Annotated in this window: 15 protein-coding genes; 8 read left to right on the forward strand and 7 right to left on the reverse strand. The window is 73.3% G+C overall.

Annotated elements, in window-relative coordinates:
* On the forward strand, nt 1-1,399 hold a 1,399-nt coding region (locus DVA66_RS08425), incomplete at its 5' end, for an alkaline phosphatase PhoX (protein WP_332872862.1).
* A 67-nt stretch (nt 1,400-1,466) separates the two neighbouring features.
* Here DVA66_RS08425 and DVA66_RS08430 read toward each other — a convergent pair.
* Together DVA66_RS08430 and DVA66_RS08435 are read right to left on the reverse strand one after the other, a co-directional pair.
* Nucleotides 1,467-2,540, reverse strand: coding sequence for an ATP-dependent DNA ligase (locus DVA66_RS08430; protein ID WP_114559679.1), 1,074 nt, complete (start codon nt 2,538-2,540; stop codon nt 1,467-1,469).
* A gap of 28 nt (nt 2,541-2,568) precedes the next feature.
* Nucleotides 2,569-3,156: a hypothetical protein gene (locus DVA66_RS08435; RefSeq protein ID WP_114559680.1), complete on the reverse strand. Its 588-nt coding sequence runs from the start codon at nt 3,154-3,156 to the stop codon at nt 2,569-2,571.
* A 135-nt stretch (nt 3,157-3,291) separates the two neighbouring features.
* On the opposite strand from DVA66_RS08435, the gene DVA66_RS08440 reads away from it, so the two are divergent.
* Nucleotides 3,292-4,233: a GlxA family transcriptional regulator gene (locus tag DVA66_RS08440; RefSeq protein ID WP_198671598.1), complete on the forward strand. Its 942-nt coding sequence runs from the start codon at nt 3,292-3,294 to the stop codon at nt 4,231-4,233.
* A 14-nt stretch (nt 4,234-4,247) separates the two neighbouring features.
* Here DVA66_RS08440 and DVA66_RS08445 read toward each other — a convergent pair whose 3' ends face one another.
* A complete protein-coding gene (locus DVA66_RS08445; RefSeq protein WP_198671599.1) occupies nt 4,248-5,075 on the reverse strand; it encodes a TetR/AcrR family transcriptional regulator in 828 nt (275 codons plus the stop codon).
* Nucleotides 5,076-5,200: 125 nt separating this feature from the next.
* Between DVA66_RS08445 and DVA66_RS08450 the strand changes: the two genes are divergently transcribed.
* The gene (locus DVA66_RS08450) at nt 5,201-6,193 is read left to right on the forward strand and encodes an ABC transporter ATP-binding protein (RefSeq protein ID WP_114559682.1); all 993 of its coding nucleotides are present in this window, start codon (nt 5,201-5,203) and stop codon (nt 6,191-6,193) included.
* A complete protein-coding gene (locus DVA66_RS08455) occupies nt 6,190-7,014 on the forward strand; it encodes an ABC transporter permease (RefSeq protein ID WP_114559683.1) in 825 nt (274 codons plus the stop codon). Before DVA66_RS08450 ends, DVA66_RS08455 begins: the two co-directional genes overlap by 4 nt.
* A 54-nt stretch (nt 7,015-7,068) precedes the next feature.
* Here DVA66_RS08455 and DVA66_RS08460 read toward each other — a convergent pair whose 3' ends face one another.
* From DVA66_RS08460 to DVA66_RS08470, 3 genes are read right to left on the reverse strand one after another with little or no spacing between them, the layout of a single operon-like run.
* Nucleotides 7,069-7,869, reverse strand: a complete 801-nt coding sequence (locus DVA66_RS08460) for an SDR family NAD(P)-dependent oxidoreductase (RefSeq protein WP_232821848.1) — start codon at nt 7,867-7,869, stop codon at nt 7,069-7,071.
* A gap of 2 nt (nt 7,870-7,871) precedes the next feature.
* Entirely contained in the window at nt 7,872-8,303 is a 432-nt protein-coding gene (locus tag DVA66_RS08465) for a nitroreductase family deazaflavin-dependent oxidoreductase (RefSeq protein WP_114559684.1), read from the reverse strand.
* Between the two features lie 52 nt (nt 8,304-8,355).
* Nucleotides 8,356-8,889 carry a GNAT family N-acetyltransferase gene (locus DVA66_RS08470; protein WP_114559685.1) on the reverse strand — a complete coding sequence of 178 codons (534 nt, stop codon included), beginning with the start codon at nt 8,887-8,889 and terminating at the stop codon, nt 8,356-8,358.
* 55 nt (nt 8,890-8,944) lie between these two features.
* Here DVA66_RS08470 and DVA66_RS08475 point away from each other — a divergent pair, with 55 nt between their 5' ends.
* On the forward strand, nt 8,945-10,228 hold the full coding sequence (locus DVA66_RS08475; RefSeq protein ID WP_114559686.1) for an ROK family transcriptional regulator: 1,284 nt from the start codon (nt 8,945-8,947) through the stop codon (nt 10,226-10,228).
* Here the strand turns inward: DVA66_RS08475 and DVA66_RS08480 are convergent.
* Nucleotides 10,156-11,448 carry a sulfatase family protein gene (locus tag DVA66_RS08480; protein ID WP_114559687.1) on the reverse strand — a complete coding sequence of 431 codons (1,293 nt, stop codon included), beginning with the start codon at nt 11,446-11,448 and terminating at the stop codon, nt 10,156-10,158. The two genes, DVA66_RS08475 and DVA66_RS08480, sit on opposite strands and share 73 nt — an antisense overlap.
* Before the next feature lie 216 nt (nt 11,449-11,664).
* On the opposite strand from DVA66_RS08480, the gene DVA66_RS08485 reads away from it, so the two are divergent.
* The 3 genes from DVA66_RS08485 to DVA66_RS08495 all read left to right on the forward strand — a co-directional run bounded on the left by DVA66_RS08485 (nt 11,665) and on the right by DVA66_RS08495 (nt 14,302).
* Nucleotides 11,665-12,951 (forward strand): ABC transporter substrate-binding protein, encoded by a 1,287-nt coding sequence (locus DVA66_RS08485; RefSeq protein WP_114559688.1) that lies wholly within the window; start codon nt 11,665-11,667, stop codon nt 12,949-12,951.
* 89 nt (nt 12,952-13,040) lie between these two features.
* Entirely contained in the window at nt 13,041-13,505 is a 465-nt protein-coding gene (locus tag DVA66_RS08490) for a DoxX family protein (RefSeq protein WP_114559689.1), read from the forward strand.
* 65 nt (nt 13,506-13,570) lie between these two features.
* On the forward strand, nt 13,571-14,302 hold the full coding sequence (locus DVA66_RS08495) for a response regulator transcription factor (RefSeq protein ID WP_114559690.1): 732 nt from the start codon (nt 13,571-13,573) through the stop codon (nt 14,300-14,302).
* Nucleotides 14,303-14,385: the final 83 nt, after the last annotated feature.

The following is a 14,385-nucleotide window of genomic DNA, read 5'->3' on the forward strand; positions in this document are numbered from 1 at the left end:
CCCGCACGAGACCACCGAGAGGGCCCTCATGACCGACACCTCCCCCATCACCCCCAGCCGCCGCAGCGTGCTCCTGGGCGGCGGGCTGGCCGCCCTGGCCGCCCTCGGCCCCCTGGAGGCGCTGGGCGCGCGCAGCGCCGGCGCCGCGCCGATGCGCAAGACCCCGGCTAGCGACGTCTACGGCGAGCTGCGGCCCGTCAAGGACGAGACCACCGGGCTGGAGCTGCTCTGGCTGCCCCGCGGGTTCCGCTACATCAGCTACGGCTGGACCGGCGACGAGATGGCCAACGGCAACCCGACCCCGGGCTCGCACGACGGCATGGCGACCTTCCGCGACGGGCAGCGGGTCAACATCGTCCGCAACCACGAGCGCAGCGGCTACGGCGGCGCGTTCACCGACCCGTCCTACGACCCGGCCGCGGCCGGCGGCACCACCACGATGAGCTTCGACCCCAACGCAGGGGAGTTCATCGAGACCCGGCCCAGCCTGGGTGGCACCATCCGCAACTGCGCCGGCGGCGCCACCCCGTGGGGCTCCTGGCTGACGTGTGAGGAAACCAGCGAGATCGGTCCCGACGGCACCCGCCACGGCTACGTCTTCGAGGTGCCGCACGACGGCGTCGGCAACGGCGTCCCGCTCAAGGACATGGGCCGGTTCAGCCACGAGGCGGTCTGCGTCGACCCGGGCACCGGCTACATCTACCTCACCGAGGACGCCACCCCGTCTGGTCTGTACCGCTTCATCCCCAACACCCCCGGCAAGCTGGAGGACGGCGGCCGGCTGCAGATGATGGTGATCGAGAACGGCGGCGTCTCCTACTCCACCTACACCGATCCCACCGGTACCGAGTACCGCACCGACTGGGTCGACATCGACAACCCCGACTACGCCCCCGGCGAGGTGCGTCCGGTGATCCAGGGCCAGCTCAAGGGCGGAGCGGTGTTCCGCCGGCTCGAGGGAGCCTGGTGGGGCAACGACCGGGCCTACATCGTCTCCACCAACGGCGGCCCGGTTGGGCAGGGCCAGGTGTTCGAGTACGACCCGCGCTCGGAGTACATGCGGATCCTCTACGCCTCCCCCGAGGCGAGCGTGCTCAACAACCCCGACAACATCTGCGTCTCCCCGCGCGGCGGCATCGTGCTGTGCGAGGACGGCGACGGCGAGGAGTTCCTGCACGGGCTCACCACCGACGGGGAGATCTTCCCGTTCGCCAAGAACAGCGTCGTCATCCCCGACGGCGGCGTCCAGGGCAAGAGCGTGGCGCCGGGCGACTACACCGGCTCGGAGTGGGCCGGCTCGGTGTTCGAGCCGCGGCACGGCAACTGGCTGTTCGCCAACCTGCAGAGCCCCGGCATCACCTTCGCGATCACCGGCCCGTTCCGCCGCGGCCCGCTCTGATCACCATCCCCCGCGTGCGCGGCACGGCGTCGTCCTCGGACGGCGCGTGCGCGCACGCGGCCGGGTGTCAGGAGGCCGAGGGCGGGGCGAGGATGTCGGCCAGGTCGTAGCGGACGACCTCCTCGAGCTGGGCGTAGGTGCACGAGCGCGGGTCGCGGTCGGGGCGCCAGCGGTTGAACTGGGCGGTGTGGCGGAACCGGGCGCCCTCCATGTGCTCGTAACGCACCTCCACCACCAGCTCGGGACGCAGCGGGGTGAAGGAGAGGTCCTTGCCGGCGTTCCAGCGGCTGCCGGCCCCGCTGGTCGGGGTGCGGGTCTGCTGCTCGGCCTCGGCCCAGGCCCACGGGTGGTCGTCGAAGGTGGTGACCAGCGGCTGCAGCTCGGTGAACAGCTCCTTGCGGCGGGCGGCGGGGAACGAGCCGATGACGCCGACGCTGGCCAGCTCACCCTCCTCGGTGTAGAGCCCGAGCAGCAGCGAGCCGATGGCGTCCGGGCCGCTCTTGTGGGTGCGGTAGCCGGCGACCACGCAGTCGGCGGTGCGCTGGTGCTTGATCTTGAACATCGTCCGCTTGTCCGGCTGGTAGGTGCCGGCCAGCGGCTTCGCGATCACGCCGTCCAGGCCCGCCCCCTCGAACTCGGAGAACCAGCGCCGGGCCAGCTCGGGGTCGCGGGTGGCCGAGGTGACGTGGATCGGCGCCCGGACGTCGGCCAGCGCCTCCTCCAGCAGCGCCCGGCGACGCTCGAACGGCTCGCCGGTGAGGTCGTCGTCGCCCAGGGCCAGCAGGTCGAAGGCGATGAACTTGGCCGGCGTCTCCCGGCTCAGCTTCGCGATCCGGCTGGCGGCGGGGTGGACGCGCTGCTGCAGCACCTCGAACTCCAGCCGGTCCCCCACCGCGACCACGATCTCGCCGTCGAGCACCACCCGCTCGGGCAGCTCACGGGTGATCGCCTCCACCAGCTCGGGGAAGTAGCGGGTCATCGGCCGTTCGTTGCGTGAGCCGATCTCCACCTCCTCGCCGTCGCGGAAGACGATCGAGCGGAACCCGTCCCACTTCGGCTCGTAGCTCATGTCCCCGGTCGGGATCTCGGGCACGGACTTGGCCAGCATCGGCTTGACCGGCGGCACCACGGGCAGCTGCATGCTCGTCATCCTGCCCGTCGGCCGGGCGTCAGGACAGCACCGCCACCCAGGTCACGACCAGCAGCACGACCCCGAGACCGATGTCGAGGACGGCGCAGAACTCGGCCAACGACCGGGTGACCACCCGGTCCCGGCGGTGGTGCACGACGTCCCAGGCCCCGTGCCCGAGCGCGGCCAGCGCCGCCAGGTGGACCGCCAGCAGCGGGCCGACCATCATCGCGGTCAGGGCGATGGCGGTGAAGACGACGAAGCCGGCCGCCTGCAGCCCCAGCTCGCGCCGGTCGACCCGCCGCCAGCGCAGCAGCCCGACCAGGCCCAGCAGGCCGGCACCGACCAGCAGCGCGGCGGTGGCGTCCAGGTCGGTCGTGACGCCGACCGCCACCAGCACCGAGGCGGCGATCGCCAGCACCCAGCCGCTGCGTCGCGAGCCCAGGGCGGCGGCGCCGAGGTAGCAGGTGGCCGCCAGGATGATCACCATCGCGGTGGTGTGCGCGTCGGGTCCGTCGGCGGAGCTGCCGGCCAGGGCCAGCAGGCCGACCAGGGTGGGCCAGCGCGCCAGCAGCACGGCGCCGATCGACGTCCTCGGAGAGCTGTGGGTTCGGGTGGTGGTGTCCATGAGGTCAAGGCCAGCATGCCCCCCGGGGGTATATCGAGCGCTGCGTGGCATCGTGTCCGGATCGGTGGGATGCACGTCCGTCCCGGTGCACCGCCGCCCTTGCCGGGCCCCGGGGCGGCGGCCAGACTGAGCCGGGTGTCCCGCACGGTCGTGGTCGCCGTCGACGACGGTGTCCTGCTGCTCGACGTCGCCGGCCCGCTGCAGGTGCTGCACGAGGCCGGGGGCTACCGGCTGCGGCTGGCGTCGGTCACCGGCGGCCCGGTGCGCACCGACGTCGGGCTGCCGCTGCCGGTCGAGCTGGCCCTGGCCGACATCGAGGAGGACCTGGACACCCTGATGGTGCCGGGCTACCCGGCTGCGGAGTTCGCCGCCGACCACAGCGCGCTGGTGGCCGGGGTGCGGCGGCTGGCGCCGGTGGCCCGCCGGGTGGTCTCGATCTGCAGCGGAGCACTGCTGCTGGCCCGGGCGGGGCTGCTCGACGGACGCCGCGCCACCACCCACTGGGAGGCCTGCGCGGCGCTGGCCGAGCACTTCCCGCAGACCACGGTGGTGCCGGACGCGATGTACGTGCGCGACGGCGCGGTGGTCACCTCCGCCGGGGCCAGCGCGGGGATCGACCTGGCGCTGGCGCTGGTCGGTGAGGACCTCGGGGAGGAGCGGGCGCGCGCGGTCGCCCGCCAGCTGGTGGTGTTCCTGCAGCGCCCGGGCGGCCAGGTGCAGTTCCGTCCGCCGGCCGACGACGCTCCCCGGCACCCGCTGCTGCGGCGGGCCTCCGCGCTGGTCCGTGACGACCCGGCCGCCGACCACCGCGCGGCGTCGCTGGCCCGGGCCCTGTCGGTCAGCGAGCGCCACCTCGGCCGGTTGTTCCGCCAGGAGCTCGGGGTGACGCCGGCGCGGTTCGTCGAGCAGATCCGGGTGGAGACGGCCCAGCAGCGGCTCGACGGCGCGGACGAGGCGCTGCCCGCGGTGGCCCGGCGGTGCGGGTTCGGCTCGGCCGAGACGATGCGGCGGGCGTTCCTGCGGGTGCTCGGCATCCCACCCTCGGCCTACCGGCACCGCTTCCGGCTGCCCGCCTGAGCGGGCCGCCGGCCTCAGGTCGCCGCGGCCCGCCGCTGCACCGCGAGCTCGACGCCGTCGAGCAGCATCGCCAGCCCGAACCGCATGTCCGCGCCGGGGTCGGGCTCGAGGTCGAAGCCGCCGGCCTCCCAGATCGTCGTCATCGTCGGGAACCGCTCGGCGCTGTAGTAGGTGCCCCAGAAGCTGGCGCGGGACTCCCAGTAGCCGTCGGAGGACACCCCGGTGGCCGCGGCCTGCCGGGCGTCCACGACCACCGCCCGGGCCGCACCGAACACGTGACCCTCCACCGCACCGGCGATGCGCACCACGTCGGGCTCGGGCAGCCCGGTCAGCGCGATCGCACGGTAGAGGTCCTCCTGGGCGTCCAGCACGTGCGGGCCGAGCGGCAGCCGGGCGGGGTTGGAGCTGACCAGCCAGCCGTGCTGCTGGTACATCTGCCAGGCCTCGTCGGCGATCTGCTCGACCTGGGCCCGCCACGGCAGCGTCGGGTCGGCGCGGCCCCGGTCGGCCCAGGCGCGGTCGATCATCAGCTCGAACAGCTCGTCGCGGCCCGGCACGTAGGTGTAGAGGCTCATCGCGCCGACACCGAGCGCGGCGGCGACCTTGCGCATCGACAACCCCTCGATGCCGTCCCGGCCGGCCAGCGACATGGCGGCCTCGACCACCTGGTCGAGGCTGAGCCGCTGCCGCGGTCCGCGACCGGCCGGGCCGGGCGGGCTCCACAGCAGCGCGATCATGTGCCGGCCCTCCGGCGTCCCCCAGGAGGCCGCGTCGTCGACGCCCCCGGTGCCGGCCGGCCCGTCCTCCGGCCGCCCGGCCGACTCGTCATCGGTGGTCGCCATTGCTTCACCGTACACCGTATGGTTAAAATCTCAGTACGCCGTACGGGATAGTCGTGCGGCCCTGGACGAAGGAGCGACGTGACCATCCAGCGCAACGACCTCCACCCGCCCGAGCGAGGTGGGTCGTGATCCACACCGAGGCGCTCACCCGGACCTTCGGCTCCGGCAAGGACACCGTCGAGGCCGTCCGCGGCGTCGACCTCGACGTCGCCGAGGGCGAGCTCGTCGCCTTCCTCGGCCCCAACGGCGCCGGCAAGTCGACCACCCTGCGGATGCTCACCAGCCTGCTGCCGCCGACCTCCGGCACCGCCCTGGTGGCCGGCACCGACGTCGTCGCCGACCCGGCCGGGGTGCGCCGGCGGATCGGCTACATCGGCCAGAAGGACGGCGCCGGCCACAGCTACCGGGTCGGCGACGAGCTGGTCATGCAGGGCCGCTTCTACGGGCTGTCGAAGAGCGAGTCCGTCGAGCGCGGACGCCGGCTGATGACCAGCCTCGACCTGGCCGGGATGGAGAACCGGAAGGTCAGCACCCTCTCCGGCGGGCAGAAGCGGCGGCTGGACATCGCCCTCGGGCTGATCCACGAGCCGCCGCTGCTGTTCCTCGACGAGCCCTCCACCGGGATGGACCCGCAGAACCGGGCCAACCTGTGGGAGCACATCCTGCGGCTGCGGGCCGAGCGCGGCACCACTATCGTGCTCACCACCCACTACCTGGAGGAGGCCGACACGATGGCCGAGCGGGTGGTCGTCATCGACCACGGCCGGATCATCGCCGACGACACCGCGGAGGCCCTCAAGGCCGAGCAGGCCGGCGACCACGTCTGGTTCAGCGTCCCGGCCGAGGACGCCGACGCGGCCGCGCAGGTCCTCGACGGGCACGGCGAGCAGCTCGAGCGCACCACGGCCGGCGCCACCGTCGGCCTGCGGTACCGGGTCGGCCACGGCACCCGGGCGCTGCCCCGGCTCGTCCTCGCCCTCGCCGACCGCGGGATCGGCGTCGCCGAGGCCTCCGTGCGCCGCCCGACGCTGGACGACGTCTTCCTCAACCTCACCGGTCGCAGCCTGCGCGAGGGCGGGCCGGCCCTGACCACCTCGACCGAAGGGCAGCCGGCATGACCACCAGCGACCTCGTCCTGCCTGCCCGCGGCGGGGCGGCACCCGAGCGGCGCGCCAGCAGCGTCCTCACCGACACCGGCAACGTCTGGCTGCGCGAGACGCTGACGATCGTCCGCGACCCGTTCTCGCTGATCTTCTCGCTGCTCCAGCCGTTGATCTTCCTCGGCCTGTTCGGCCCGCTGCTGTCGGGTTTCACCGGCGGGCAGGACCTCGGCGGGACCTCACCGCTGCAGTGGTTCCTGCCGGGGGTGGTCGTGATGATCACCATGTTCGGCACCTCGATGACCGGCTCCAACCTGCAGTACGAGATCATGACCGGCGCCTTCGAGCGGATCCTCGCCACCCCGCTGTCGCGGCCGGCGCTGATGATCGGCCGGGCGCTCAAGGAGCTGACCCCGCTGGTGGTGCAGGGCCTGATCATCTGCGCGGTGGCGGCACCCTTCGGGTTCGTCATCCACCCGCTGGGGATCCTGCTCGGGCTGGTGCTGCTCGGGGTGTTCGGCGTGGGGATCGGCGCACTGTCGTACTCGCTGGCGATCGCGGCCCGCAAGAACGAGTGGGTGTTCTGGGCGGTGCAGCAGACGCTGCTGTTCCCGCTGCTGATCCTCTCGGGGATGATGCTGCCGCTGGAGGCCGGCCCGGGCTGGATGCGGGTGGCCTCGCAGTTCAACCCGCTCACCTACGTGGTGGAGGCCGAGCGGGCGCTGTTCGCCGGCGTCCTGGCCGACCCGTCGGTGCTGTGGGGCTTCGTCGCCGCCTTCGTCACGGCGGCGGTCGGTCTGGTCGTCGGCGTCCGGACGATCACGAGGTCGATCTTCTGAGGTCCTCCGACAGGCTCAGGACGCCAGCGGGCTGAGCCTGTCGGAGCCCGGGAGCTAGGGCAGGATCGAGTCGACGTAGCCGCCGTCGGCGCGGACCGCCCCGCCGGTGGTGGCCGAGGCCAGGTCGGAGCACAGGTAGACCACGGCCGAGGCGATCTCGTCGGGCTCGAGCAGCCGCTGCACCAGCGACTGCGGGCGGTGCTCCAGCATGAACCGGTGCTGGCGCTCCTGCCAGCTCCCCTCCGCACCGACGAGGTCCTCGACGAACTGCTCGACGCCGGGCGTGTGGGTCGGGCCGGCGAGCACCGTGTTGACCGTGACGCCGGTTCCGGCGACCGCCTTGGCGAAACCGCGGGTCACCCCGAGCAGCGCGGTCTTGGTGACGCCGTAGTGGATCATCTCCGCGGGCACGACGACGGCTGAGTCGCTGGCGATCGTCACCGCGCGCCCCCAGCCGCGCCCGACCATCCGCGGCAGGTGCGCCCGCAGCATCCGGACCGCCGACATGACGTTGACCTGGAAGTAGCGCTCCCAGGTGGCGTCGTCGATCTCGAACGGGTCGGCGGGCCCGAAGACGCCGAGGTTGTTGACGAGGACGTCCACCTCGGGCGCCTGCCGGACGGCGTCCTCCGCACCCTCACCGGTGGAGAGGTCGGCCACCACCTGCAGCACCTCCGCCCCCGGGACGGCCGAGGTGACCGCGGCCGCGGCCTCCTCCAGGGCGCCGGGCCGGCGGCCGTTGACGGCGACCCGGGCACCGGCCCGGGCCAGGGCGGTGGCGATCGCCAACCCGATCCCCTGGCTCGAGCCGGTGACCAGCGCCGTCCGTCCGGAGAGGTCCAGCGTCAGGGCCACGCTCAGACCCGCTCCAGCACGAACAGCGGGATCTCCCGGTCCGTGTTGGTCTGGTACTCCGCGTAGGGCGGGTAGGCCGCCACCGCACGCTCCCACCACTCGGCCCGCTCGGCCCCCTCGATCCGCCGGGCGCGCACCGTCCAGCGCTCGGTGTCGACCATCAGCTCCAGCTCGGGGTGGGCGACCAGGTTGTGGTACCACTGCGGGTGCTCGGGGGCGCCGCCCTTGGAGGCGACGGCCAGGAAGGTGCCGTCGTGCTCGACCCGCATCACCGGGACCTTGCGGATCTTGCCGCTCTTGGCACCACGGGTGGTCATCAGGACCACGGGGCGGTCCATCACCTGGGCCGCGTTGGTGTTGCCGGCGGCCTCGATGGCCTCGACCTGCTGGCGGACCCACGCCTCGGGGCTGGGCTCGTACTCGTCTGCGCTCATGCCGCCACTCTGCCACGCCGCCCGAGTCCGTCCCCGCCCGCGGGTCGACGCCTCAGAACGGCGGCTCCAGCGGCACCACCGGGTGCGCCGGGACGGGGTCGCTGACCAGCCGCGCCATCGTCCGGACGTCGTGTCGGTGGCCGTCGTAGAGGAACTTCTCCCGCTCCAGGCCCTCCACGACGAACCCGCACGCCTCGGCGACCCGGGCGGAGGGGAGGTTGTCGGTGCGGTGGCCCAGCTCCAGCCGGTGCAGCTCGAGCGCCCCGAAGGCCCAGTCGGCCACGGTCGCGGCGGCGGGGACCATCAACCCCCGGCCGCGCCAGGGAGCGGCCAGCCAGTACGAGAACCATCCGGTGCCGTGCCGGCGGTCGAGGTGGCTGACCGCGACCTGGCCGACCGCCCGGCCGTCGACGACCAGCGCCAGGAACACCCCGAACTCGTCGCGCTGCCGGTCGCGGATCCAGCTGCGGGCGAGCACCTGGTCGGGAAGCGGCGGCAGCTGTCGGTCGAGGTCGGGGTGGCTGGCCCGGGCCGCGACCAGATCGGCCGCGTCCTCCAGGCGCCACGGTCGCAGCAGCACGTCCATCAGGCCCTCCCCGGGACGTCGGTGCCGACGCCCGTCCGGAGAGGATACTGAGCCGGTGACCAGGCCCACGGAGCTGTCGCGACCCACCGCAGAGGAGCCGTCGGGTCTGCTGCGTCCGGGCAGCTCCGCCGACGAGCTCGTGCACACCCTGCGCACCCTGGGCGCGACCTCGCGAGCCGAGATCGCCCGCGCCCTGGGCGTGAGCCGCACCCGCGCCGGGCAGCTGGTCGGCGAGCTGGCGCGGATGGGGCTGGTCACCGAGGCACCTCGACCGCCTGAGCAGGAGGGCCCGTCCGCCGGTCGTCCGGGACGTCCGATCAGGCTGCGTCCGGGTCTCGGGTTCGCCATCGGGGTGAACATCACCCACGACGACGTGCGCTGCCTGGCCACCGACCTCTCGCACACCATGGTGGCCTCGGTCAGCCGGCCGCTGGGCGACCCGGTCGACGTCGAGGAGGCGACCGACCTGGTCGCGGCGGTCGTCCGCGAGGTGATCGCCGAGGCGGGGCCGCGGCACGGCGTGTGCCTCGGGGTCGGGGTGGCGGTGCCCGCACCGGTCGACCCGCAGACCGGACGACCGGCACCGTCCAGCTGTCTGGAGCTGTGGGTGGATGCCCCGGTCCGCGAGCTGCTGCAGGAGCGCCTCGGGCTACCCGTCTTCCTCGACAACCACGGCAACCTGGCGGTGGTGGCCGAGCTGCTGTGGGGGGTCGGCCGACTGGTGAACGACTTCATCTGGATCGGGCTGGACGCGAACGTCGGCGGGGGCATCTGCTCGGGCGGCCGCCTGGTCCGGGGTCGCGACGGGCTCGCCGGGGAGCTCGGGCATGTCGTGGTCGACCCGGACGGCGAGATCTGCCGGTGCGGCAGCCAGGGCTGTCTGGAGACGGTGGCCTCCCTGGCCAGCCTGCAGCGGGCCCTGGAGCCGGCGCACGGCCGCCTCGACGCTGCCACCATCCACCGCCTCACCGCCCAGGGCGACCCCGCCGCGGTCCGGGCGGTGACCAACCTCGGCACCCAGGTCGGGATCGCGCTGGCCACCCTGGTCAACGTGCTCAACCCGTCCATCATCGTCGTCGGCGGTTTCCTCGGCCGACCGCTCGGCGCAGTGGTGCTGGAGGCGGTCGGGAACGAGATCGCCCGTCGGGCGCTGCCGACCACGCGGCGCTCGCTCGGCGTGCGCTTCAGCCAGCTGCGGCGTCCCGAACCGCTGGGCGCGGCGGCCCTGGTGCTCACCGACCGGTCACGCAGCCTCCGTCTGGACCGTCACGGCCGTCCGTTCTGGACCAGCGCACCCGTCGTCCGGCCGGGGAGCGGCGGCTCGGCGATCGGGCCGTGAATCAGCGGGTCGCCGGTGGCCCGCTGCCAGCGCTCCAGAGCGGCGCCGAGCCGTGACCTGATCACCGCGTACGCCGGGTCGGAGGCCAGGTTGCACTGCTCGTCGGGGTCGGACTCGAGGTCGTACAGCTCCTCGGGGTCCCGGGGACGCAGGTGCTCGTCGTCCATGCCGCGGCGGGTCGGGCTGGCCTCGATGTCGGTCGGCAGCACCAGCCGCGGACGGGTCTCGTAGCTACGGATGTACTTGAACCCGAGGGCGCGGACGCACCGCATCGGGTCGTAGCCGCGGTGGGAGGTCTTCTCGGCGTAGACCACCTCCGCCGGCACCATCGGCTCCCCCCGCAGCAGCGGTGCGAAGCTCCGTCCCTGCACCCGGCTCGGCACCGCCAGCCCGGCCAGCTCGAGCACGGTGGGGACGAAGTCGACCAGGCTCACCGCCCGCTCCACCACCCCGCCGACCGCTCCGGAGCGGCGCGGGGGCCGGACCAGCAGCGCGACGCGGAGACCCGGGTCGTACAGGGTGCCCTTGGCCCTCGGGAACGCCGGCCCGTGGTCGGTGGTGAACACCACCCAGGTGCTGTCGGCGTGCGGGCTGCGGTCGAGGGCGTCCAGGATGGCGCCGACCGCGGCGTCGGCGACCTTGACCGAGCCGTGGAAGGCGGCCAGGTCCTCTCGGGTGCCGGGGTGGTCGGGCAGGTACGGGGGCACCGTGGCGTGGTCCGCCTCCAGCGGCGGGTGGGTGAAGGGCCGGTGGGTCTCGGTGAAGCCCACGGTGAGCAGGAAGGGCTCCCGGCGCGGGACGGTCAGCCAGGCCGCCGTGTGGGTGGCCACCTCCTCGGCGCCGAGCTTGGGCTCGGGCGAGTGCACCTCGTCGAAGCCGAGGGTGGCCGGATCGGCGCTCTCGTGCTGCAGCCCGATCAGCGCGCTGCGGTACCCGCCGGGCCTGAGCAGCGCGGGCAGCGTGCGCTCGTCCGGGTGGTACTCCCAGCCGAGGTGGGCCAGGCCCATCAGTCCGTTCGCGTGCGGATACCGGCCGGTGAACAACGAGCCGCGGGACGGGCTGCACTGCGGCGCCGTGCAGAATGCGTTGTCGAACCGCCAGGCCGTGGCCGCGAGGGCATCCAGGGACGGACTCTGCACACCGGGACGCCCGTAGGCGCCGAGCTCGGTGCCCAGGTCGTGGCAGTGGACGAGCAGGAAGTTCGGGCGGTCGGGCTGCATCGGCGCTGTCCTCTCCGGCGACGCCGGGACCGGCGGCGCGCTCCGAGCGACACTGGCACCGCCGGACGGCCGTGGTCGAGACGTTGACAAACAGCCGCCCGCGGCAGGCGACTTCGACAAGCCGCCGACCCGGGCGCTCCCGCGGTGCTTCCCTCTGAGCAGCCGGCCGACGGCTGGGCGACGGCGCCCACCGGGGCCTGGAGAGAGAGGAACGTGATGACGCAGCTGTCACCGACCCGACGAGGCTTCCTCAGCCTGCTGGGGGCTGCCGGGGCGGCCGGCGCCCTCACCGCCTGCTCCGGTGGCGGGCAGGGCGGAGGGCCGACCGAGATCCGCTTCGCCTACTGGGGCAACGACACCCGCCAGCGGCTGACAGAGCAGGCGATCGAGGTCTTCCACTCCCTGCACCCCGACATCCGGGTGAAGGCCGAACTCGGTCAGTTCCAGGGCTACTTCGACAAGCTCGCCACCCAGACCGCGGCCGACGACATGCCCGACGTCTTCCAGATGAACGAGAAGTACCTGGCCGAGTACGCCCAGCGCGGCGCGCTGCTCGACCTCAGCGAGCTCGACACCACGCGCTTCTCGCCGGGGACGAAGGAAGCCGGGATGAGCGAGGGGTCGCTGTACGGGGTGAACGCGGGGGTCAACGCGCCGACGATGATGACCAACCCGCGGGTGTTCGAGGAAGCCGGGATCGAGCTGCCCGACGACACCACCTGGACCTGGGACGACCTCCGAGCCACCAGCGCCGCGATCACCGAGGCCACCGGTGGGACCAAGCACGGGCTCGGGTCGATGGCGGGCAACGACGCCGCGTTCCACGTCTACCTGCGCCAACGCGGCGCCTCGCTCTACACCGACCAGACGCTGGGCTTCCCGGTGGAGCTGCTGGAGAGCTGGTTCGCCGACAACCTCCGGCTGCAGGAGGAGGGCTGCGTCCCCTCGGCGGCGGCAGCGAACGAGAACGGTGCGAAGTCGATCGACGAGCAGGCCTTCGCCAACGGTGGCTACGCGGTCGCCGCGGACTACTCCAACCTCGTCACCCAGCTCGAGGACATCTCCGGTGAGGACCTGCGACTGCTGCGCTACCCCTCCACGACAGGACGGGCCGCCGATGGTGGGCTCTGGCTGCGCGCCGCCATGTTCTGGAGCGCCTCGGCGCGGACCCGCCAGAGCGCGGCGGTGCTCACCTTCATCGACTTCCTGGCCAACTCGACCGCCTGCGGGGAGGTGCTGCTGGCCGAGCGCGGCTTGCCGGCGAACGCCGACGTCCTCGCCCACGTCGCCGACCGGCTGACCGCGTCGGACCTCAAGGCGGTCGCCTACCTGGAGGCCATCGAGCCCGAGCTCGGACCGACGCCGCCGCTGCAGCCGGTCGGCGGTGGCGAGTTCCCCAACATGCTGTCCCGTTACGCCGACGAGGTGATGTTCGGGCGGATGTCTCCGGCCGCCGCTGCCACCCAGCTGGTGGCCGAGATCGAGGCGTCGCTGGCCGGGTGAGTCCCCCCGGCGACGCGGGTCCACCACTAGGGTGGGCACCCCCGCCCCTGGCGTCCGGCTCGGGCGGGAGCACCTCCTGAGGGGGCTCGATGAAGGCGTTCGTCCGCGTGCTGCAGGACCTGGTGCTGCTGGTGGCCCGGCTGGTGCTCGGCGGTGTCTCGCTGCTGCACGGCTGGTACCGCTGGCAGACGGTGGGCGTGGAGGGTCAGACCCAGCAGTTCGCCACCGCCGGCGTCCCGGCGCCGGAGGTGTTCGCCTGGGGCGTCACCATGGTGGAGCTGATCGGCGGGGCGCTGCTGGTGTTCGGCCTGCTGACGCCGCTGCTCGGCCTGGTCTTCGCCGCGCAGGCGGTGCTCAGCGTGGCGTGGGTGACCGGCCCGAACGGGCCGTGGGTCGCCGACGGCGGCTTCGAGTACGTGGCCGTGATGGGCGCGCTGGCGCTGGTGCTGGCCGGTTTCGGGGCCGGACGCGCCTCGATCGACGCGCTGTTCCGGCGTCCGCCGGCCGAGGACGAGTCCGACGAGCTGCGCTACGACGACACCCGCCAGGGCTGAGCGCTCACAGCGCCCGCACAGGGAGCGCACAGCCGTCCGGCAGCCGGCGGTGCCAGACTCGAACCATGTCCACCGACCAGCGACCCGCGCCCCTGACCCGTCCCGACGGCACGCCGGTGCGGGTGCTCGCGGTGGATGACGAGCCCAGCCTGACCGAGCTGCTGTCGATGGCGATGCGCTACGAGGGCTGGGAGGTGACCACCGCCGCCAGCGGGACGGCCGCGGTCGCCGCCGCGCGGGAGATGCGCCCCGACGTCATGGTGCTGGACATGATGCTGCCGGACTTCGACGGGCTGGAGGTGATGCGCCGGGTCCGCGCCGAGCAGCCGGAGGTGCCGGTCATCTTCCTGACCGCCAAGGACGCCGTCGCGGACCGGATCGGCGGGCTGACGGCCGGCGGGGACGACTACGTCACCAAGCCGTTCTCGCTGGAGGAGCTGATCGCCCGGCTGCGGGGGCTGCTGCGACGCTCCGGCGCGAGCCAGGTGCGGGCCGCCTCGGCGCTGGTGGTGGGCGACCTGGTGCTGGACGAGGACAGCCACGAGGTGACCCGGGGCGGGGAGGAGATCACCCTCACCGCGACCGAGTTCGAGCTGCTGCGCTACCTGATGCGCAACCCGCGCCGGGTGCTCAGCAAGGCCCAGATCCTCGACCGGGTGTGGAGCTACGACTTCGGCGGGCAGGCCAACGTGGTCGAGCTCTACATCTCCTACCTGCGCAAGAAGATCGACGCCGGGCGGGCGCCGATGATCCACACCATGCGCGGCGCCGGCTACGTGCTGCGCCCGGCCGGATGAGCAGCCCCGCACCGCCGCCGGACCGCCGGCCGCCGGCGTCCGCGCCCGCACCGGGTTCCGGCCCCCTGGCACCGGCGTCCACG

Origin of the sequence: Desertihabitans aurantiacus, assembly GCF_003344635.1 — a bacterium.
GTDB classification, from domain to species: Bacteria; Actinomycetota; Actinomycetes; order Propionibacteriales; family Propionibacteriaceae; genus Desertihabitans; species Desertihabitans aurantiacus.